Here is a 21,828-nt window from a genome sequence, read left to right on the forward strand (position 1 = left end):
AAGGATATAGAAAACAATACATTACGAAATGCAAACTGGCGGGGGGCGGTTTGAGCGCGACATACATAAAATATAACCATGCGCTCAACGAATTGTTCTTCTCCGGGCGCTTTGCCTGGCGGCCGGTCTACCTGTCCCTTGATGCGAAGATGCGCCGCGAACTTGCTGGAATGCTCGGCGAGGACGAAGACGGGCTTGAAGAGAAGATCTGCAGCGTGGCAGGGAATGTGTTGGACAAGCACGGCGATCCGTATGCGGCCATGAATGCCCATGCGCGCATTTGGTGGAGTAAATCACGGTCGACGCCACCGCCATTTACCGCCTTGCTGTTTACGCTTTCGCACGCCGCCGCCCTCATGGCGGCCGAGGGGGATTTCGGGTCTAACAATTATTATTTGAGGCTGGCGCAAGTTACGGGGCGTGACCGACAGGTCCTTAGTTTCAACGGTAAATCCACGGATCGACTTTGGGAACTGCTGAACCTCTGGCTGACTGAAAACGACTATGAGTTTGGCCGCCCCACCTCGGCTGCAATCAACAAGTGGACATATGTCGGCAAAGCGCTGTCCCAAGTTGTCGTCCGCGCAGGCGACCGGGAGCTCTTCCATGATCTTTTCGCCCGGTACGGTTTTTCCGGAAATGAATCCATCTCCGCAGATGAGATGCGCCACTATTTGGCAAACTGGATTCTAACTAGCAAGCCCAACCGCCGCTTGAAGGCCGCTTGGCAGAAGCCGGAGCTTCAGCAGCGCGTGTGTGAAACGGCGGTTGCGGAGCTTGCAAACTGGGGTAGCGCAGACGGCACGCCCACCAAAGGCGTTGCATCCTCTGGAAAGAGGTCAGTCAAGCTGTCGTTGATTGCAAGCTTTGTGACGCGCTTCCCGCGTCCAACGAAGTTGGACTTGCAGCTCGGACGAACCGAGGAGCGAAGCGAGCCTTTGCGGCCCCTGTCGATCGAAGGGGCGCCCGGGCAGGAATTTGCTTTGGCAAACGAGGACTTTGGAACTTTCGCGACTATCCTACCGCGCCCCATAGGTGCGGATGGGCGCAGCCTAAGCCGATCGTACAGCTTTGCCGTGCCCGGTCAGGAAGCGAACCTTGATTGGCAACCTCGTCTTGTCATTCCACTCGCCAAGGCAAACGACGGGCCCTATTGGATTGAAGTGACGCGGGTCACGTTTGGCCAGCCTCACCTTATCCTTGTGCGAAACATCAGTAGCTTTCCGAAAAAGGTTGAGACCTATCTGTCGGATGCTGCCTTGGAGATGCCCGCAAAGCTGACGTCGCAAGAGTTGCCGGGCCTTCCCTCGGATTGGGTCTTGTACAAAGACGCAAGGCTAGGCCAGCCATGTTCGACGCCACCCTTGGACCTAGAAGCTCTCGTGCCGATCGGAGACGAGGGTGCGCTGGTCGTTGAGGGAAGCTTCCAACTTGCACGGGGGATTTTCCATTCGCGTTCCAGTCTAGTCGCTAGTTTCCTGGCTTCCACTGGACCTACCGAAATTTTCGCCATGCCCATCGCAGCCACGGCAGGCGAAATCCTTGGTCGGGCCAAGGATGCTGGCAAGGCATGCCGGCTTGAGATCGCGGGAGGGGCTGCCAAGGGATATCCCGGATTGCGGCTGGAAAGCCGCAAGGGCCCCACTGTCGTGGCAAGCACTGAAATCCTCCTGCGAGATGCCAACAATCCGCGCCCCCTCGATAGGCAAGGCAGGGATGCCCTCTGCTACACTGCGATCGTGTCAGCAAGTAGCCATGCGCAAGGCCAAGGGCAGGAAATCCCCATCCGGGTCGCTGGCATGCTCACTGCAGGGATCAATGTCGCCGTCGATGACATAGGGAGTTCGCCCGTCGAAGGGGACTTGCCGACTGGCGACTGGGAAGAGGTGCAGGATGCAACCCTTACAAGCCCCATCCTGAACCATGTAGCGAACCAGACATGCGCGGAACGTGGCTACCACATATGGCTATGCGAGACGCTGGAGCCTGGCAGGCCTAAGAAGACCCCGCTAAGGCAGGAGTGCAAAGACTGCGCCCAAGCCATCGTCGTTGTAGATCGCGGGAAAACCACGGCGCGCATCTTGGCCCCAACCCTCCGCCCCTTGAAGACGTTCACGGGCGTCGGCAGCCCCGAGGCTCCCCGCATCGACCACGACTTGTTATTTGATGCCTTGTGTTTCCTTGGCACAGGTTCCTGGGGGCGGTTTGAAACGCTATTAGCCGACAAGGTGGATATGCCATGGCAGGCCAGGGAAATCGCACATAATTATTCGTTGCTAGGCCTGCTGGATATCGAGCTGCGACCAGGCACTAACATTGTGCAGCGCTGGTCAGTACCCGCCAGCGTGGTTAGCTTCATCGACGAAGAGTCAGCATTCCTATCCGGTTTCCGCTGCCAGTCCATGCTTGAGTCTATCTTTACTGCCGTGCGTAAAGCCGGAGGGGAGATCGTGCAGGCGCGCCGCTCATTTGTCCCTGCGCATGTAGAGATAAACAGCCTGTCTCCCGAGGCATTGTCGCGAGCCTTGGACGGAATCGCGGACCCCTTGGGACGTCCAATATCCATCAACCAACACCCTGGCCGCGCTATCGCGCGCGCATGTCTCGAATGGAGCGATCTCGATTCCTGCCTGATACCGATCTCGATAGGGCGTCAATCTAACTTGCAGGTCTTTAACCTGCAGACGGCGCGCTGGGAAACGACTAACGCGATTAGTTCGCAGGGTGGCGCATATCGATGGAACGATGGCAGGCAGGCCTATGCCTTTGTCGACGAAAGTGGCCGGGGATTGGCCGGTCCATACCAAGTCGTAAAACTGATGGCGGCCCGGTCCAAGCGGCGCCAGCTCCACGCTTATGATGGAAAGAAGCGAGCACTTCTTTCCACCTTGGGATGCGACGTCCCCGGCCTGCTTGGGCGCGCCCTCGTTGCGTGCTCTGGAACATTGCCCGAGATTTCCGACGGCTTGCTCAAATACAGCAATGTCGATCCCGCGACTGCCCGATACGTCCTTGATGCCATGTACAAGAAAGAAGAAGCACGCGATGAAGCACGCTACGCCCACCAGCGTCATTGATTATGTTCGGGACGGTTACCGCCGCTACTATGACAGCGCGTTCTGGATGCGAGATCCCGCCATCATGGCGGAACGCTTGGCGATCCTAAACTCCTACGGAGTGATGGCGCAGGAGCCACTGATCGAGGCAGTACCGCAATATCCGTCCCTTAGGCCTATTGAAGAGACCTGCCGGGAGGCGGGGCTTGATCCGGCCGTAGCGAAAAACCTTGCCCATGTCGTTTTCGGGGGCGATACCAGCATCAAGCTGAGGGAACACCAAGCGCAGGCCTTGCGCACGGGCATGCGAGGCGATGAGGAAGGACGATGCAATGTCGTCGTCACTTCAGGAACGGGCTCGGGCAAGACTGAGTCGTTCCTGTTGCCCCTGTTGGCGCGCCTCATGCAGGAGCGTCGTAACGGCGTGGGACCAGTGGGCCTCAACCCTTGGTGGGAACGCGAGTTGACCACGGCTAATGCGACCTGGCGACACGCCCGCGATGGCATGGAACCTTATGTTACGCCTGCCGTGCGCGCGATGGTGCTCTATCCAACGAATGCTCTGGTGGAAGACCAGATCTCACGACTGCGCCAAGCGGCAGCGCGCGCCTTGGCCATCCATGGGAAGCCGCTATTCTACTTTGGACGCTACACTGGCGCGACCATTGGCTCGACATGGGTTCCCCCGGTAGCGCTCAAGGCAGCAGACCGCAATCGCATCAACGAGGTCGGCCGCGAGGTGAACCGCATTGCACGCGAGGTCGTAGCGATCGAGCAGGCCATGCGGGCCGAAGGGCGCAAGGAGGACGGCGTCCTTGAGGTTTGCAGCCAATTCCAAGATCCCCGCATCGGGGAAATGCTCACGCGCTGGGACATGATCGCGTCCCCGCCAGATATCCTCATCACCAACACCAGCATGATGAACATCATGCTTATGCGTGACGTGGAGGCGCCTATCTTCGAGAGCACGCGCCGTTGGCTTCAGCAAGATAGCAACAACAAGTTCACGCTCATCGTCGACGAACTTCATAGCTACCGTGGCACGCAAGGGACCGAAGTGGCCCTTGTTGTGCGCAACATGCTCGATCGCCTCGGTTTGGGTCCAGATTCCGAGCAGCTGCGCTGCATTGCAACGAGCGCCTCCTTGGATGGTGAAGCGGGCAAGGAATACCTAGAGCAATTCTTTGGCGTTCCCGGCCGGACGTTTGCCATCTACCCCGGAAATCCGAAAGTGTTCGATGTCGAGCTGCCGGTTAATCCAAGTGTTATCGAAAAAAACTCTGCGGCCCTCGCCGATGGAGGAGAGGCGGCTACCGCGGCGCTGGCTTTGATTACGAGTCATTTCTCGCCGAGGGAAGCCCTCGCCTCCGCGTGCCGCGTTGCCGGCCAGGCACTGGTCTTTAATCCCACGACGGGCAAGCAAGAACCGGTGGTGCGCCCGGCATCATTGTCGTCAATATCGGCCGCCCTGTTTGGCGAGGAGACGAGGACCGATCTCCTTGAGCCGTTGTTCATTGCCGCGAAGATGGAAGGTCGCGGATCGTGGGAAGAGCCAAAGCCCACGTTCCGGTCCCACATGTTCCTTCGTCAGGTCCAAGGCATATGGGCGTGCTCAAATCCATCTTGCACGGAAGTCCCCGAGAATTTCCGGTCGGAAGGGCGCAAGATCGGCCGCCTGTTCAAGGCACCAGCCATGAAGTGCAATTGCGGTGGGCAAGTCCTTGAACTCCTCTATTGCTATGATTGCGGGGAAGCTTTCCTCGGAGGCTTTGTCGTGCCGTCCACGGATGGCGGGCTGTCAGGGCTTACATTCCTGGAAGCAACGAAGGCAGGGGAAGGCAATAGCAAGGCAAGCCAGGTCTTTGAGCGCACCCGCGACGAATTCCGTTGGTACTGGCCCGGTGGAAAGATTCCTGCCGGGAATGCGAGCTGGACTCATACATCACCAAGCAAAAAAACGATCAGGTTGCAGTTTGTGAAAGGTCGATTCGATCCCTTCGTCGGAACACTCAACCAAGGGGAAGATGGTGGCGTTGTATTCGACGTGTCTGGCAATCTTGCTGACAATGAGAAAATAGCCGCCCTTCCTGAAAACTGCCCTTGCTGCGGCAGCTCTCGTTCCTTCTTCAATTCCCGCGACAGCAAGACCTTCTTCAGGGGCGTCGTTGAAACGCCGATCCGCGGGTTGCGGACCGGTTTGAATGTCACGACGCAGCTCGTGGCGGACCGTGTGATGTTCGCCACTAGTGATACCAATGACGCGGAAAAAATGATTGCGTTCACGGATAGTCGTGACGATGCAGCGGACCTCGCGGCTGGGTTGGAGCTTCATCACTTCCGAGATCTCATCCGCCAGCTAATATTCGTAGGCATACAACCGCGCGCCGTACCCTCCAGTGGAGAGCTTGAGACACTCGTCGGCAAGGATCCCGATTCTGATCCTGAGGTGCGCCGCGTCCTAGACGAGGCAGAGCGGCGGACACCTGGCGTATTCAATGCCGTTAGGGCCAATAAATTCAGCGCTGCAAGTACAAGCGAGAAAGAACTCATCGCCAAGCATGATGCCAGCCTCGCGGCCAATTCCGTGACCTGGCCGTCCCTGCTGACATCAATGCGCAATGAACTCATCAGGCTGGGGCAAAACCCTGCTGGAACTGAGGCTAGCCGCTCAAAATGGGGTGACGGCAAGACGCCGTGGTGGCGTTACTTTGACCCGCCAAACGATGAATGGAAGCCTCTGGACAACGACGTCGCGGCCGACGAACGTCGCCGGATCATGGGGTATTTTTCAACTCATGTCGCGAAATCCTTGTTCGACAAGGCTGGACGCGACATGGAGTCCATGCGGATCGCTACCATCGAGGTTGAAGGCAGGGCTGGGCCCGCCCTCGGCCTCGATGAGGAGGTTGCGCACGGGGTGTTGGCTAACGTTGTTCGCGTCCTCGGTCATACACGGCATTTTGTCGGCGAGCGTACAAGGACTTCAACGAACCTGCCCCAAGCCGTGGCCGCTTATGTCGACAAAGTTTCCGGCCTGCTCAACCGAGATAAAAACGAGCTAGGTGCCACCATCGGTGAATTCCTGGGAAGTCGAGGGATCATCAGCGAGAATTGGCTCTTGCGGATGGACAATCACACAAACCTTCCCTTGAAAATTGTTCCGGCTGGGGAACGGCCGCTCTTTAGGTGCGACAGCTGTTCTCGCCTCACCATGGTGCTACCCGTCAAGGCATGCACGACACCGCATTGCCAAGGGCATCAGTTCACCCAAGTCGAGAATCCCGGCGAAGACTACTATAGCTGGGTATCTCGCGAGCCCGCCCATCGCACGGCCGTGGCGGAGCTGACGGGTCAGACAAAGCCAATGAGCGAGCAGCGACGCAGGCAAAGGCTGTTCAAGGGCACGGCCTTCCTTGGCGACGAAACGATAACAACGCATGGACTAGAGGCGCTATCCGTCACGACGACGATGGAGGTCGGCGTCGACATCGGTTCCTTGAAGCTTGTCCTGATGGCCAACATGCCTCCCCAGCGCTTCAATTACCAGCAGCGCGTGGGTCGCGCCGGTCGTGCGGGACAGGCATTCTCATATGCTGTCACGATCTCGCGTGGCGCTGCCCACGACGACTATTATTTCAACAATCCGGAACGAATGACAGGTGATGTTCCGCCGCAGCCGCAGCTTGATCTTTCCCGCCCAGAGATCATCCGGCGCGTCCTTGCTGCAGAATGCTTACGCCGTGCATTTGGACAATTGGATCCGGGCCCAACCCGCAACGAAGAGAGCCTGCATGGAAATTTTGGCCGGGCGGGCGAGTGGCTAGGGATCTACCGAGAGCCCGTTACAGCTTGGTTGGCCGGGGCAAGCGACGTTGACTATGTTGCTGCACGCCTTGCTGCCCACACTGGGTTGGTTGGCCGGGAACGAGTGCTTGTAGACTATATTCGCACCAGCTTGCCTGCCGAGATTGATGAGTGCGTTCAGGATTCCCGTTTCATCCAAGAGGAATTGAGCCACCGCTTGGCGGTCGCTGGCCTGATGCCGATGTTTGGATTCCCGACGCAAGTACGCAGCTTGTTTCGCGACGATTTCAAGGCAAGCAAGGTCGAGCAAACCGTCATCAGTGATCGTCCGCTAGATCATGCGGTCTGGGCATTCTCTCCCGGCTCTGAGATTCCTAAAGACAAACAGCTCAATACGGCGAGCGGGTTCGTCTTCAAGAAGGATGGGTTCAGAGGTATCGAGAACCAGCCTGAACCTTTGGGGAAAGCGATGCCGTTCACGCGCTGCACAAGTCCGTCTTGCGGTGCGATCGCGCATGGCAGCAGCACGAGTTGTGGAGTTTGCCAGCAGCCGTCACGCAACTTCTCCCTGTACCAACCAAAAGGCTTCTTGGCTTCATACAAGGCAAATGACTATGACGGCCAAAGACAGCGCGGCCCCGCGCTTCCGCCGCCTGTCCGTGCCTTCCCGCAAGAATACGGCGATCTCGCATGTGGTCCGATGAAACTGGCCATAGGGCCTGGACCCATCGCTGTCGTGAATGACAATGGAGGACGCCTGTACGATTTTTATCAAGAGATCAACAATCGGGTTGCTGTAAGGGATCCCGACCTTTTCCGGGTGTCCGTGCCGTGGCCAGACCCGACAACGCAACCATTCGACAAGGGGGCGATTGGCGCGGTGTTCACAACGGATGTCCTCAGCTTCCATATCGCAGGAGCAGCGGGGATCGGGAACCTTGGCGTTCTAGATGTGCGAGGCCAACCTTCCGCCCGCGCGGCGATGGCGTCTTTTGCTGAGTTGGTGAAGCTTTCACTTGCAACCGCGCTTGACGTCGATCCCTCGGAATTCCGCGTGGGTCGCCAGCCGCTTGCGGTTCCGACCTGTGAAACTGAGCAAGTTTTCGTAGCAGACGCCTTGGAGAATGGTGCTGGCTACGCCCGCTGGGCGTCCGAGCCGGCGCACATGGAGGGCGCAATCAAAGCGTTCTACGGCAGCGTCGCGCCAAAGTGGGAGCACCCTCGCCATTCTGATGACTGTGATCGGTCATGTCCTGACTGCCTGCGCAATTACAGCAACCGTTTTAGCCACGGCATGCTGGATTGGCGGCTGGCTCTGGACCTTGCTGACCTGATTCTCGGCAATCCCCTCAAGCTGGAGCGATGGTTGGAGGGAGCGGAGGATCCTTCGATCGATGCTTTCCTGCGGATTTGCGAGGGGGCAGGATTGTCCGTTGAGCGGGACTACAGCAGCGAGGGATTGCCGGTCTTGCGATCCGGGAGTCGCGCATTGGTCCTCGGCCATCCATTGTGGCATACACAGAATGGTTTGCTGCAACCCCAACAAATATCAGCGCGTGACGAGCTGAGGACGAGTGGCGTTGAGCCCTTGTTCGTTGACGTCAGGGATTTTTCGGCCCGCAGTGCGGCCTATTTCTTGAGGTTGCAATCTTGATCGAGCTTGTAGGTATCTCCGGAAGTCCTGAAAATGAAGCAGCGCTCGCCATCAAGCAGGCGTTTATGCAAACTTGGCCCGGCATCGAGTCTTCTCCGGAAGAGGAGGACTTGATTAGGATTGCCTCAAACGTGAAGCTTTCGGGGCACAAGGTTAGCGATATAGACGTCGTGGTCATGGCACGGCTGAGAAACAAGCGATACATCGTGACAAACGCCGTCATCCACGATGCCGATGGAAATCGCATCCTCGGCGGACAAGTGCGCGTACGGTCTTTCGTCGCGGCTATAGAAGTCAAGGACCACACTGCGGATGGCATGCAAATCGCCGCCGGTGGTGTAATGGTCCGGTACGGAGGTAGGTGGAAGAGCGCGACGGACCAGAATGAAGAGCAGAGGTACGCCCTGCTAGAGTATCTACAGGGTGCAACGAACGCTAATCCATGGGTCTATCGATGCCTGATGCTGCGCGGAATCGACCAGCTCCCGAAAGTCCGGGGCCGAATCCATCCTTCCGCAGGCGCAGTAGCCGGACAGTTCACCACGGCAAACCTGCTTGTGGCCATGGCATCCGTCAATGGAATACCGAAGATCGGACATGAACATGTCATTCGATCGGCAAATGATGAGGTTATGGAGCAGGTCATCGATGATCCCTTGCTCATACCCATGGTGCCTTCCGATCTTGATCGCAAGCGGATGGACCGCATTGCCGCTCGGCCAGCAGAGGCCCGGGAACTCGCGGAATTTCTGGGCGAACATCGCGTGCATCTTCGTGGCCACGGAGGAACAGGCAAGACCATTTTGCTCTTGCAGGCAGCATACGAAGCCTATGTCCGTCATGGAAAGAGGTGCCTGCTGCTGACCTACAACACGGCTCTGGCCGCGGATATCCAGCGGACGCTTGCGTTGATGAACATCCCCGCTGACGGGGAAGGCGGTGGCCTTGCCATCCGTACAGTCATGTCATTCATGTTTTCTTGGTTGCGCAGGCTCGGCGTTGCCGAGGGCGGGGAGCTAGATTTTTCATCCTATGAAGCGAAATGCCGAGAAGCACTGGATTACATCGACCAAGGCGCGGTGGGAGAGGCAGAAATTGAAGCCATAAAGGCCGAGGATTTCATTCAGTTTGATTTTGATGCCGTCCTGATCGACGAAGCACAAGACTGGCCACAGCCCGAGGCAGACTTGCTGTGCCGCCTATATGGTGGCAACAGGATTTCCCTAGCCGATGGAATGTCGCAGATTATTCGTGGCAACCCCACCAATTGGAAATCTTCGGTCATAGGCCAGCCCAAGGTCGGACAGCGCCACTTGCAAGGTGGACTGCGTATGAAAGCGAATCTCTGTGTATTTGCTAATGCGCTGGCCGAGGAAGTTGGCCTGCCATGGCGCGTGGACGTGAACCGGGATGCGCCCGGAGGGCGGGTCATTGTCATTGAGGGAAGCTATTGCGACGCAACTGAGCTTCAGAAAGATGTAATGGCGTCTGCGCTGAAGACGGGCAATATGCCCTTGGATCTCCTTCATTGCGTGCCGCCGTCCGGGGTCACCGAAAAGGAAGGCCGGAGGTCAAGCCGGCTAGGCCAAGCCTTCATGCAGCAAAACTGGAGCATCTGGGATGCCGTGGACGAACGCATACGACGCCAATTCCCTCGGTCGGCGGAAGAGCTTCGCATCCTCCAGTATGATTCTTGCCGAGGCCTAGAAGGCTGGACTACCGTTTTGGAGGGACTGGACGAGTTTTGGGAGCTAAAACGTTCACAAGCGGCGCGGGACCTCCACGACGGTTTTGCGACGGGTGCGTCGCCGGAAGCTATCGCCTGGCGATGGTGCATGATCCCCCTTACGCGCCCGATTGATACGCTGGTGGTTACCTGCTGTCCGAGCAGCGTGGTTGGCCAGGTGCTGTCTGACATGCGGAAGAAATTGCCTGATTTCTTTACCTAGCGTTAGTCCTTGGCCTAAGGACCGACGCCTGCAAAAAGACCATTCTTCACTACTATTGCTTTTTCAATGCTCGTCACTACGTCGCTGTCGAATGCGCTGCCGAAATTCCGGACGAATATCTCCGAAACCGAAAGGGCGACGCCGGAAGATGTTGGCTGGCCCCAGAAATTGCCGCCTGACAAATTATTCGTCCGCTTGACAGGCATTGAAGTCGACTTGAAGGCGCTTTTCTGTGTGGGAGTCGTCACGAAAGAGTATGTGAACGCTTTTAAGTGCTTCACTGAATATCCGTTCCGGCCCAACTTGATGTTCGTGCCTTTGTCGAAAGACGCCCGATATACCATGTCCCACAGCATCGGTATTTGCGCGTTATCGTTCCAATTGGCTTTACACTGGACGATCCCGAGTTCGATGTCGCCAAAAGCCTTGGCGACTGCGACATCGAGCGCGGCCTTATAGCCACGCCCTGCACCCGGGTATGGAAAACCTGCGGGATAAACGATGACGCAGAGGTCTGACTCCGTGTTGGTCTGGTATGACCCATATGTCATAGTCGTTGCGTCGAGTAGGCATGTTGGCACCAGTTGGCGGGATTGCCTCATAGCAACGCCCCTTGTCCCCGAGAGTACTAAGTTCAGGTACCAGCAGACCAAGCACTCCCAGGCCATCCCCGCACCTGAAACGGCACTCTGGGTCCGGGCTCCCGTAGTCGTCTTGAAGAAGATTTCTCTGAGTTGCGACCCCAGGTGGTAGATCCTCGCGGCGTTCGTTAGGCCGTCAGTGCGCAACAGGATTTCTTTTTTCCATAGCGGCCAACATGCGGCCCATGTAGTCGTGGACACGATTGCCTTCATGGCTTTGGCGCGATGCTCTTCAATGGACATAATCTTCTATCACTCACTTAGGCGCTCATCGGACATCAGTTGTTTCTGGCCTACTCGAAACGGCCGTTCATCTGTGGCTTGATTCGTCCGACGAAAACTAGCGTTCGGTGGGCTTGCCTGTGGATTGAATGACCCCGATGGTGCAAGCGCACGACGGACTATCGTTTCGGCGCGACTAAATGTCATGTGCATCGAGCTAAATCAGCAGCAGATCGCCGCGTGCCAGTTCGCTGAGCATATTGCGTTGCATGCAATTGCGCGATCAATGGCCGATCCAAGTAACCATGTGGGTCGCCGGCAACGCGTTAATCGTCTGGCTTCTTCTAGCCATCGACTACCAGAGGAACGATAGCGTGATCAGGCAGCTGCAAAGGTAGCCTGCCCTCGGCCTCTGCAGGCCGTCCAGACGATCAACAAGTTATTTGTCCGGCATGCTGCAGCAGCCCGCGGCCGCCGTGCGCCGTTACTTGAACCCGATTTAAGTTGCACGTGAAAGCAACGCGTTGGTGGCTCAGAGCGTGGCCTGCCATGGAAAGGCACTCACAGCCTTTTAGATCCGTCAACAACAGATCTGCACATTGACAAAACGATAGGGTTCAAAAACGTCGCCGCAGACAGCGGCTTCTACACCAAAACACCGAATTGCGACATTCCTGCCTCCTCTCGAAAATACAATTCCTGAGCGAAAACAAAGGGTAACATAGCCTACGCCCTGTCGTCTGATTGACAGATTTGCGGATTTACACCCTGTCAAATCGATGCACTCTGTTTCCTATGAATGCGCATTCGAGCCGGCGGGTCAGAATGAGTCCCGCCACACAGACACCAGCACGTGGAACCGGAGACTGCCGAAATGACAAACACCATGTTGAACATAAAGGTCGTTCAGCCCCGCATGATGTCGATGCGACAAGCGGCCGATTACATCGGAATACCACTCAAGCGCTTCAGCCGGATCTGCTCCGTCAGACCGGTTGCACTGGCTGACGGAGACGATCGCTATGACATTCGTGACCTCGACCAGTGGCTCGACCACCTAAAGGCCGGGCACGCCGACCCCGACAACGAAATCGTGGGGCGGCTCGGATGACGACGGGAAGAGAAAGACGCACCAACAAGTACAAGGGCTGGCAAATCTTCCGTGACAAGGACGGCCATTGGCGATGCTATCACCGCAAGTCCCGCCACAAGATCGACTGCGTGAGGTTCGAACCCTACAGCCTGCCCTTCGACATGGAAGTTCATCGGATCAACGAGCTCCTGGCAGAGAAGCAGGCAAAGCCTGGCACACTCGGCATGCTGATCACGCGCTATCGGGATAGTGTCCGGTTTAGAACCGAGCTGGCACCAAGGACGCGCGCCGACTACCAGAATTGTTTCGACTACCTGCAGGCGATCGAGGACACGCCACTTGACCGCTTCAATCCGCCGCTAATCGCGAAGATCCGCGACAAGGCCCTCGAGCAGCGCAAGTTCAGATTCGCGAACTATGTCCGCTCCGTACTGTCGGTGATCTTCGACTGGGGTATCGAGTACGGCTATACGAAGGACAACCCGGCCTCGCGGGTCAAACCGGCCCGTCGACCGAAGTCCCTGCCTGACGCCAACAGGCCCTGGACGGACGCTGAGCGCGAAACGGTACTTGCGGCACTTCCATCCCATATGAAGCTGCCGATCGCGCTGATGATGTTCTACGCGCTCGATCCGCAGGATGCACTTAGCCTCCCCCGGTCGGCGATCTCGGATGCCGGGCTGGACACCCGTCGCAACAAGACTGGACGACCAATCTACCTGCCATTGTTCGAACCGGTCGCCGAGGCAATGGCCAATGCACCTCAACACGATGCCGTCACGCTATGCGCCAACAGCCGGGGCTTGCCCTGGACCTATCACGGCTTCAGTACCAACTGGATCAAGCTGAAGGGCAAGCTCGAGGTGGAGGGTGCCATCCAGCCGGGCCTGACGTTGAAGGGACTAAGGCACACCGTCGCGACCATCCTTGCCGAGATGGGCCGCGATCACGGCACGATCGCGCTGGTGCTCGGCCACGCCACCGAGGCCATGGCAAAGCATTATTCAAGACGCGCCGACATGACCCGACAAGCGACATCGGTGGTCGCGGATTTCGGGGAAGAATTGAACAAACGGAAAACGAGAGTTGTCAAACCGGCTGGCTGAAACTGTCAAACCCAAGAAAACAAGGAGATGAGAAATGTTCGAAAACTATAGCCATATCAAGGGCTTGGAATGGTGCCCGGAGGCGGATTTGAACCACCGACACGCGGATTTTCAATCCGCTGCTCTACCAACTGAGCTATCCGGGCATCTCGGCTTGTTTGCAAAGCCTGCCGGTCTTTATTTCAAGACCGCCGGGGCGTTTCCCCGGGAGCGAGCGGGGTTATAACATCTTGTTCGGCCATGTCCAGCGGCTTCGACCACTTTTTTGAAGAAGATGTGAAAATCGCTGAAAGGTGAACGAGAACAAGGGGATCGGGGGAGGTCGCGAACAGGCTTTACGGCCAGCGAGCGATCAGTCGCGGTAGTCGTCGTCCGCCTTGGACTCGTCGTCGGCAACAGGGATGGCGTAGGAGCCCTTCAGCCAGCGCGAGAGGTCGAGATTTCGGCAGCGATCGGAGCAGAACGGATAATTGTCCCGCGTCGAGGGACGGCTGCATTCGGGGCATGGCCGCGTCTTGCGCAGCGGCTCGACCTTGGCGGTCCGCTGTTCGTCTCCGTCTGCCATGGTCAGCCCTCCGTCCAGCCCGTATGCACGTCATAGCCCTCGCCCGAGAGCATCTGCAGCGTCTCGAAGAGCGGCAGGCCGACAACGTTGGTGTAGGATCCGACGATCTTCTGGACGAAACTGCCGGCAATGCCCTGGATGGCATAGGCGCCGGCCTTGCCACGCCATTCGCCTGACGCGAGGTAGCATTCGATGTCGTAGCCGGAGAGGCGCTTGAAGCGGACCTTGGTTTCGACGATCTTCTGGCGCAGCTTGCCATCAGGGGCGATCAGGCAGACCCCAGTGAAGACCCAGTGGCTGCGGCCCGACAGAAGATGCAGGGCCGAGGAGGCCTCCTGCATCAGTTCAGCCTTGGGCAGGATGCGGCGCCCGACCGCGACCACGGTGTCGGCAGCGAGAATGTAGCTATCGCCCCAGGTCAGATCCTTGCGCACCTGCAGATGAGCCGCCCTCGCCTTGTCTGCCGACAGGCGGCGAGCGAGCGAGCGCGGATGCTCCGACTTCTTCGGAGTCTCATCGAGATCCATCGGCATCAGGCGTGCGGGATCGATACCTGCCTGCTTGAGGAGATCCACGCGGCGCGGCGACCCGGAGGCCAAAATCAGCTTCTGTCTCAATTCCATCCGAACGCGCTCCTCAAGCCTTAAGGTCTTGGCCCAAGGTTTACTTGAAGCGGTAGGTGATACGGCCCTTGGTCAGGTCGTAAGGGGTCATTTCGACCAGGACCTTGTCGCCGGCGAGAACGCGGATACGGTTCTTGCGCATGCGGCCCGCGGTATGGGCGATGATTTCGTGTTCGTTTTCAAGCTTTACGCGGAAGGTGGCGTTCGGCAGCAATTCGGTGACGACGCCTGGGAATTCGAGGACTTCTTCTTTAGCCATAGAGTGGTTGTCTTTCCTGGGGTTTTAGGAGGGGCGCACGAGGGGCCCCTGAAAATGTGGGCGGAAACTACACAATCGCCCGGCATTTGTGAACCTTGTAGATTCGGCTTTTGGATTTTGTTTCAAGAGGGGCAAAACCGGCGCTAATCCGGGGCTAGAACCAGCCTGTCCCGGATCAGCTTCGTCAGGCGATCCCGCACGTCTCGATAGGCGGTGAGCCGCTGTTCGCGACTGCCGGTTTCGACGGTCGGATCCGGCATCGGCCAATATTCAACCTCGACCGCGGAAGACCGCGTCAATTCGAGGGCTGCGTGATGGGCTTCCGGCGTGAGAGTGATCACGAGGTCGAAGTAGTCGTCTTCCAGATCTTCCAGCGTCTGGGGCTGGCGCCGGCCGAGCGACAGGCCGATTTCATCGAGCACGACATCGACGAAGGGATCGCGCTCGCCCTTCTTGACGCCCGCAGAGGCAACCCAGGTGCCGGACGGCAGGGCCTGTCTCGCAATCGCCTCGGCCATGGGGCTGCGGATGACGTTTTGGCCGCACATGAAGAGGACCGCGCCGGGCCGCGACGGACGGCGGCTGTCGTCTGCGCCCTCGCTCATCGAGCCTAGCCCCGCCAATAGAGCACGCAGACCAGGGTGAAGAGACGCCGTGCAGTATCGAAGTCGATCTTGATCTTGCCGGAGAGCCTGTCCATCAGTGTCTGGGAGCCATCATTGTGGATGCCACGGCGGCCCATGTCGATAGCTTCGATCTGCGACGGCGTCGAGGAGCGGATCGCCTCGTAATAGCTTTCGCAAATCATGAAGTAGTCTTTGATAATCCGCTGCAAGGGCGTCAGCGACAGGATGTGCACGGCGACATCCTCGCCGGTCTCCGTCTTGATAGAGAAGACGAGCTTGCGATCCATCAGTGACAGAAAGAGGTGATAGGGACCGCCAGGATGGCCGGCGGGCTCGAACGAGTTTTCCTCGATCAGGTCGAAGATGGCAACGGCCCGCTCATGCTCGACATCAGGGGTCGAGCGCCCGATGGTCTCGTCCAGCACGACATCTGAGAGCCGGAAGTCGCCCGCCGCCATGTGCTAGTCCCCGAGATTGAGTCGGATGGCGACGGAGCGGGCATGGGCTTCGAGCCCTTCCGATTTCGCCAGCGCAATCGCAGCCGGCGCAAGCTTGCGCAACTGCTCCGGCCCGAGCCGCAGGATCGAGGTGCGCTTGACATAGTCCAGCACCCCCAGCCCAGAGGAGAAGCGTGCGGATCGCGCCGTCGGCAGAACGTGGTTCGAACCGCCGACATAGTCGCCGATCACCTCCGGCGTATGGCGACCGACGAAGATGGCACCGGCATTTCGGATGCCTTCGAACAGCGGCTCCGGATCGTCGACGGCGAGTTCCAGATGCTCGGCTGCGATGCGGTTGGCCAGAGGTATCGAATCCTCGAGCTTCTCCACCATGATGATCGCGCCGAAATCGCGCCAGCTGGCCGACGCCGTCTCGGCGCGCGGAAGGGATTTCAGCTGCCGCTCGACGGCCGCCTCCACCGCCTCGCCGAGTGCGCGATTGTCAGTGATGACGATGGACTGGGCGCCCGGATCGTGCTCGGCCTGGGCGAGAAGGTCGGCCGCCAGCCAATCCGGGTCATTGTCTTTGTCGGCGATGATGAGGACTTCGGAGGGACCGGCGATCATGTCGATGCCGACGGTGCCGAAGACGTGGCGCTTGGCTGCTGCGACATAGGCATTGCCCGGGCCGACGATCTTGGCAACCGGCGCGATCGTCTCTGTGCCATAGGCAAGGGCTGCCACGGCCTGGGCGCCGCCAATGCGATAGATCTCGGTGACACCGGCAATGCTCGCGGCTGCCAGCACGGTCGGGTTGATGGTCCCGCCCGTTGCCGGCACGACCATGACAACGCGCGGAACGCCTGCCACCTTGGCCGGCAGCGCATTCATCAACACCGAGCTCGGATAGCTCGCCGTGCCGCCAGGCACGTAAAGGCCGACGGCATCGATCGCCGTCCAGCGCGATCCGAGTCCGACCCCGATCGCATCCTCGTAAATGTCGTCCTTCGGCATCTGGCGGGCATGGTGACGCTCGATGCGCTCGGCGGCGAGATTCAGGGCGTCGATCAGCTCAGGCGCAGTCGAGGCGAGTGCTGCTGCAATCTCTTCATCCGTCACCCGCATGGAAACGGTCGAAAAATCCACGCCATCGAAGCGTTTGGAATAGTCGGCGAGTGCCGCATCGCCACGCGCGCGCACATCGTCGATGATCTTGCGCACGACATCGTTGACGTCGTCGGAAACTTCACGCTTGGTCGTCAGGAAGGCCGCAAAACGCGCCTCGAAATCTCCCGATGCCTGATCCAGCCAGATTGCCACGCCCCGTATTTCCCTCTCAAGCATTCTCAATTCAATCAAGCCGCGACGATTGCCCGCCACTCGGCCTCATCAGCCGGCCTCGTGTGCCAGCCCCGCGATCCAGCCGTCTCAGCCGGCCTCGTGTTCCGGCCGAGCCGTCGTTTCCCAGGCGCCGCCGATATCGGCAAGCTGGGCCTCGATGCATTCCACTTCGAGGGCAACCATACCACCGCCTGCCAAGACGAGCTCGACGACGCCATCGGGACCGTCGCCCTTGGGCACGTAACGGATCGCGAGCAGGCTCATGACTTCCTCGGCCTTGCCTCGGTCGAAACCGATCGAGCGAACCGCCTCGACGCGCTTGAAGCTCAAGGCCGCACGACGGCGCTCGAAGCTCTTGGTTGCGCGTGCCGCCTTTTCCCAGACGAAGCGGTTGGCGGCGAGCGAAAACAGGCCCGAGCGGGCCGAAAAGCTCAGGTCACCGACCTTGAACACGGCGTCCTGCATGTGGGCCGAGATGATCGCGAGATCATCGGCATCGAGCGCCAGCAGCTTCAGGTCCGTCATGTCACCTCACAGTATCGCCTCTCGGCGGTGCCCGTCGAATTCATGTTTTGGACATAGGTTGCGGCTTGTCCAGTGGCAACGGGGCAAAAAGACTTTTCGCCCCGCATCGCTGTGAAAGAGTGCGCCCGAGCCGAGGGCTCAGTCGGTGATGCGCTCAACAATGGCACCGCAGCGGGTGAGCTTTTCTTCGAGCCGTTCGAAGCCGCGGTCGAGATGGTAGACGCGGGAGACCATGGTCTCGCCTTCGGCTGCCAAACCGGCAATGACCAGCGAGACGGAGGCGCGCAGATCGGTTGCCATGACCGGGGCGCCACGCAGGCGGGTGACACCCTCGATGCGGGCCGTCTGGCCGGAGAGCGTGATCTTGGCGCCAAGGCGGGCGAGTTCCTGCACATGCATGAAACGGTTCTCGAAGATCGTCTCGGTGACGTGGGACACGCCTTGCGCGCGCGTCATCAGACCCATGAACTGCGCCTGGAGGTCGGTCGGGAAACCGGGGAAGGGTTCGGTGACGATATCGACGGGGCGAATGGCATCGCCATGGCCGATGACGCGGATGCCGCCGTCAACGGCCGAAACTTCGGCCCCGGCGCGGCGGATGGCCTCGACGGCAGTGTCGAGAAGCGTGATATCGGTGCCAGCCAGGGTCACGTCACCGCCGGTCATGGCAACCGCCATGGCATAGGTCCCGGTCTCGATGCGGTCAGGCAGCACCCGATGGCGCGCACCCGACAGGCTGGTGACGCCCTCGATGGTGATCGTCGAGGTGCCGGCACCTGATATCTTCGCACCCATGGCGATCAGGCAATTGGCGAGATCGACGACTTCAGGTTCACGCGCCGCATTGCCGATCACGGTGGTCCCGCGGGCAAGCGAAGCCGCCATCAGCATGACATGGGTCGCGCCGACGGAAACCTTGGGGAAGGTGTAGCGGGCGCCGATCAGGCCGCCCTTCGGTGCCTTGGCATTGATGTAGCCGCTGTCGATTTCCATCTCGGCACCGAGCGCGGTCAGCCCCTCGATGAAGAGATCGACCGGACGCGTGCCGATGGCGCAGCCGCCCGGCAGGGAGACGCGGGCCTGGCCTTCGCGGGCGAGCAGCGGGCCGATGACCCAGAAGCTGGCGCGCATCTTCGAGACAAGCTCGTAAGGTGCGGTCGTATCGGCGACGGTGCGGCAGGTAAAATGCACGGTGCGCGAATAGGAACCGTCCTGATGTTCGCGGCGACCATTGACGGCGATGTCGACGCCGTGATTGCCGAGAATCCGGATGAGACCTTCGACATCGGCCAGATGCGGCACGTTTTCGAGCGTCAGCGTATCAGACGTCAAAAGCGAGGCGATCATCAGGGGAAGCGCTGCGTTCTTGGCGCCCGAGATCGGGATGATCCCGTTCAACGCATTGCCACCAACAATCCTGATGCGATCCATAAGAGCCTGCGATACGGGCGAGAGATGCCCGCCTTTCCTTGAGAACGTGTGAGGGGAAGCCAATCCGGCGAGGCTGGCTCTTTAGACGAAAACAACGAGCGGTTCAATTGAAGCCGCAACGCTCGGTTAATCACCGGGTTTGGGCGAATTTGCGACAGGATTGGCATTGCCCATATCCCGATCACCGCCCTCGCCCTCCGCCGCGGGCTCCACCGAAGCAGCCTGCGCGGCCGGCAGACCCACGCCGTCTTCAGCCTCACCAGCTCGCCGTGCCCGAGACTGCTGCTTGCGACGGGCGAGATTTTCCCTGAGTTTCGCCGCCGCGCGTTCACGCCGCCGCTGTTCGGCGTCGGAGAGCGCACGTTTTCCACGATCGGCGAGCGGCGCGGCTTCGGGCCGGCCTTCGTCCGCTTCGCCCTTGTTTTCCGGGTCATTTGTCATGAGCGGGTGATATCCGATTGGATAAAAATCGCAAAGTGCCTTCCGGCCCCGTCACAAAACTTGGCTACACAAACGCTTTACGGCTTGCGCTGCCCGAAACTCTATGGCAATAGGCGCCTCGTTCCGGGCCGACCAAACGCGTCGCCCGCCAGATGCTGCTATAGCTCAGGGGTAGAGCACTCCCTTGGTAAGGGAGAGGCCGAGAGTTCAAATCTCTCTAGCAGCACCATTTCACTCGCATATTCTGTTCCACCTGACGTTGATGGTTGTTGCGCTACCAGTCGATTGACGGGTGCACTCAACCTAGGCCCGCGTGCTTTTCGACCATACGGGCTACTGCCCGCTTTTCGGTTTTGGAGCGAATCTGCCTGGAAGTCATTCGCGTGGGAATGAGGATGGTCTGTTGCACTTCATTGCGACGTAGCCTGAACGATCTTTCCGCTGCGGCAAGGCGATCGTGCCACGTGTAGCTGCCAACCGTGACGACCGTGAGCGTGTGAGCCTCAGCCAGTTGGTGCAGAGCGTTTTCCTTGCCGAGCACGGTCGTCAGCAATTCCTCGAAAGAGCCGAGCTCCAGAAAATCGCCGCTGCACAAGGGGCCCTGAACCAGTTCACTACGCCTGTCTGGCGGCGAAAAGCCGGCGCGATCTGCCTCGCTCAGGGAATAGAGTTGCTCCCGATCGGCAAAGGACAAACGCAGGAAGACCGCCTGGACGAAAATGATTTCGGGGCTCATGTTGGTGATGATGCAACGCGCGGCAATCGTATCGCCGCCTCCCCGGGTGATCAGGATCTTGGGCCGGATCTGGTGCCGATAGCTCGAATAGAAAAGCTGCAGATAGAGCATCCAGACGCCCAGCATCGCGAAGCTCGAAAGAGCCGATATGATGCCGTGATTCTCCTTCAGCCAGATCCACATCGTCCGCTCCCTTCCCATGTCGAACGCCTCGAGCGATGGAAGGTTTCGCGCCCGTCAGAAAGACTGGGTGGCGAACCGGAGCTGCAGGTCCCCGGCCGCCCGGCGCACCAGTTCGGCCACTTCCGTCAGCTGTCTGGCGATGGGGCTCGTCTTTCGCCAGATCATGCCGATCCTCCGTGACGGCTGGGGGTCCTCAAAGCGGGCGATGGAGACGTCGGCGGAGCGGGTTTCGACCGGCATGGCAATCTCGGGAATAAGCGTCACACCGATCCCGGCGCCGACCATCTGGACAAGGGTGGATAGCGAGCTCCCGTCAAGGATCTCGCGTGGGCGCACCGCCCCCATGTCGCAAAAAGAGAGGGCCTGCTCGCGGAAACAATGCCCCTCCTCCAGCAGAAGCAGGCGCATCTCGCGCAGCATTTCCCTGTTCGGCACCGGCTTGCCGGCGTCTTCCTTCGGGCGGACGAGCACGAAGTTTTCCTCGAAGAGCGGCATCTCGGTCAGCGATGGCTCCGAGACCGGCAAGGCGACGATCGCCGTGTCCAGGCGGCCCTCTGCCAGTTCCTGCAGGAGCTTCGGGGTCACGGTTTCGCGGACATGGATATCGAGATCGGGGTTTTCGCGGGTGAGCGCTGATATCATGCCGGGCAACAGATAGGGAGCGACCGTCGGGATGACACCGATCCTTAGGCGTCCAACCAGATGTTTGCGATGAGCACGGGCGAGGTCGCCCAGTTCGTCGACGGAGCGCAGGATGTCGCGCACCCGCAGCAGGAATTCCTCTCCGAACGCAGAAAGGCGCAGCTGTCTGGCCGAGCGCTCGAACAGTTCCACACCGAGGGTCTCCTCAAGCTCCTTGATCTGAACCGACAGGGCTGGCTGGGAAATCGAACAGGCTTCGGCCGCGCGCCCGAAATGGCCATGACGGGCCAGCGCCTCGAAATAGCGCAGCTGCCGGAGTGTGAAATTGATCATAACCTAATCCTATGGAACTGATCACAATTTCCAACTTACATTAATCGAAGGGCTTTGCTAGAACAATTCCAGATGATGTCGGCGTGTCGCCTAAAGGGGGTGGCACAGCTGGTCTGGTTCCCAAGAAGCCAGGCGGACGACGGATCCGGCGGGACGCT

17 protein-coding genes and 2 tRNA genes are annotated in these 21,828 nt (G+C 59.2%); 6 read left to right on the top strand and 13 right to left on the bottom strand.

What is annotated here, in order from left to right:
- The first annotated feature begins 50 nt into the window (after positions 1-50).
- From BSY240_RS11225 to BSY240_RS11235, 3 genes are read left to right on the top strand one after another with little or no spacing between them, the layout of a single operon-like run.
- Entirely contained in the window at positions 51-3,077 is a 3,027-nt protein-coding gene (locus BSY240_RS11225) for a hypothetical protein (RefSeq protein ID WP_069042364.1), read from the top strand.
- Positions 3,046-8,514: a DEAD/DEAH box helicase gene (locus tag BSY240_RS11230; RefSeq protein WP_069042365.1), complete on the top strand. Its 5,469-nt coding sequence runs from the start codon at positions 3,046-3,048 to the stop codon at positions 8,512-8,514. The genes BSY240_RS11225 and BSY240_RS11230 overlap by 32 nt, the downstream gene beginning before the upstream one ends.
- On the top strand, positions 8,511-10,463 hold the full coding sequence (locus BSY240_RS11235; protein WP_069042366.1) for a DNA/RNA helicase: 1,953 nt from the start codon (positions 8,511-8,513) through the stop codon (positions 10,461-10,463). The genes BSY240_RS11230 and BSY240_RS11235 overlap by 4 nt, the downstream gene beginning before the upstream one ends.
- A 14-nt stretch (positions 10,464-10,477) precedes the next feature.
- Here the strand turns inward: BSY240_RS11235 and BSY240_RS24260 are convergent, their stop codons facing one another.
- On the bottom strand, positions 10,478-11,347 hold the full coding sequence (locus BSY240_RS24260; RefSeq protein WP_069042367.1) for a hypothetical protein: 870 nt from the start codon (positions 11,345-11,347) through the stop codon (positions 10,478-10,480).
- A gap of 865 nt (positions 11,348-12,212) precedes the next feature.
- Here BSY240_RS24260 and BSY240_RS11245 point away from each other — a divergent pair.
- Positions 12,213-12,437, top strand: a complete 225-nt coding sequence (locus tag BSY240_RS11245) for a hypothetical protein (RefSeq protein WP_150127456.1) — start codon at positions 12,213-12,215, stop codon at positions 12,435-12,437.
- Positions 12,434-13,525, top strand: a complete 1,092-nt coding sequence (locus BSY240_RS11250) for a tyrosine-type recombinase/integrase (RefSeq protein WP_069042369.1) — start codon at positions 12,434-12,436, stop codon at positions 13,523-13,525. The genes BSY240_RS11245 and BSY240_RS11250 overlap by 4 nt, the downstream gene beginning before the upstream one ends.
- A 70-nt stretch (positions 13,526-13,595) precedes the next feature.
- On the opposite strand, the gene BSY240_RS11255 is transcribed toward BSY240_RS11250, so the two are convergent.
- The 10 genes from BSY240_RS11255 to BSY240_RS11300 form a co-directional block, all read right to left on the bottom strand.
- Positions 13,596-13,671, bottom strand: a tRNA-Phe gene (locus BSY240_RS11255).
- A 206-nt stretch (positions 13,672-13,877) separates the two neighbouring features.
- Entirely contained in the window at positions 13,878-14,090 is a 213-nt protein-coding gene (gene yacG, locus BSY240_RS11260; RefSeq protein WP_054149033.1) for a DNA gyrase inhibitor YacG, read from the bottom strand.
- Between the two features lie 2 nt (positions 14,091-14,092).
- Positions 14,093-14,713 carry a Maf-like protein gene (locus BSY240_RS11265; protein ID WP_054149034.1) on the bottom strand — a complete coding sequence of 207 codons (621 nt, stop codon included), beginning with the start codon at positions 14,711-14,713 and terminating at the stop codon, positions 14,093-14,095.
- 40 nt (positions 14,714-14,753) lie between these two features.
- Complete coding sequence (gene infA, locus BSY240_RS11270; protein ID WP_004435948.1) at positions 14,754-14,972, bottom strand: translation initiation factor IF-1; 219 nt, start codon at positions 14,970-14,972, stop codon at positions 14,754-14,756.
- 143 nt (positions 14,973-15,115) lie between these two features.
- Entirely contained in the window at positions 15,116-15,577 is a 462-nt protein-coding gene (locus tag BSY240_RS11275; protein WP_069042370.1) for an arsenate-mycothiol transferase ArsC, read from the bottom strand.
- Between the two features lie 5 nt (positions 15,578-15,582).
- Entirely contained in the window at positions 15,583-16,056 is a 474-nt protein-coding gene (locus BSY240_RS11280) for a UPF0262 family protein (RefSeq protein WP_069042371.1), read from the bottom strand.
- A 3-nt stretch (positions 16,057-16,059) separates the two neighbouring features.
- On the bottom strand, positions 16,060-17,358 hold the full coding sequence (hisD, locus tag BSY240_RS11285) for a histidinol dehydrogenase (protein WP_069042372.1): 1,299 nt from the start codon (positions 17,356-17,358) through the stop codon (positions 16,060-16,062).
- A gap of 108 nt (positions 17,359-17,466) precedes the next feature.
- A complete protein-coding gene (locus tag BSY240_RS11290; RefSeq protein WP_054149038.1) occupies positions 17,467-17,904 on the bottom strand; it encodes a DUF2948 family protein in 438 nt (145 codons plus the stop codon).
- 138 nt (positions 17,905-18,042) lie between these two features.
- Positions 18,043-19,335 carry a UDP-N-acetylglucosamine 1-carboxyvinyltransferase gene (murA, locus tag BSY240_RS11295; protein ID WP_069042373.1) on the bottom strand — a complete coding sequence of 431 codons (1,293 nt, stop codon included), beginning with the start codon at positions 19,333-19,335 and terminating at the stop codon, positions 18,043-18,045.
- 126 nt (positions 19,336-19,461) lie between these two features.
- A complete protein-coding gene (locus BSY240_RS11300) occupies positions 19,462-19,776 on the bottom strand; it encodes a hypothetical protein (protein ID WP_069042374.1) in 315 nt (104 codons plus the stop codon).
- Positions 19,777-19,930: 154 nt separating this feature from the next.
- Here BSY240_RS11300 and BSY240_RS11305 point away from each other — a divergent pair.
- A tRNA-Thr gene (locus BSY240_RS11305) sits at positions 19,931-20,005 on the top strand.
- Between the two features lie 69 nt (positions 20,006-20,074).
- Here the strand turns inward: BSY240_RS11305 and BSY240_RS11310 are convergent.
- Both BSY240_RS11310 and BSY240_RS11315 read right to left on the bottom strand, forming a co-directional pair.
- Complete coding sequence (locus BSY240_RS11310) at positions 20,075-20,695, bottom strand: hypothetical protein (RefSeq protein ID WP_069042375.1); 621 nt, start codon at positions 20,693-20,695, stop codon at positions 20,075-20,077.
- Positions 20,696-20,749: 54 nt separating this feature from the next.
- Complete coding sequence (locus BSY240_RS11315; protein WP_054149041.1) at positions 20,750-21,670, bottom strand: hydrogen peroxide-inducible genes activator; 921 nt, start codon at positions 21,668-21,670, stop codon at positions 20,750-20,752.
- Positions 21,671-21,828: the final 158 nt, after the last annotated feature.

Source organism: Agrobacterium sp. RAC06 (genome assembly GCF_001713475.1).
Classification (GTDB): Bacteria; Pseudomonadota; Alphaproteobacteria; order Rhizobiales; family Rhizobiaceae; genus Allorhizobium.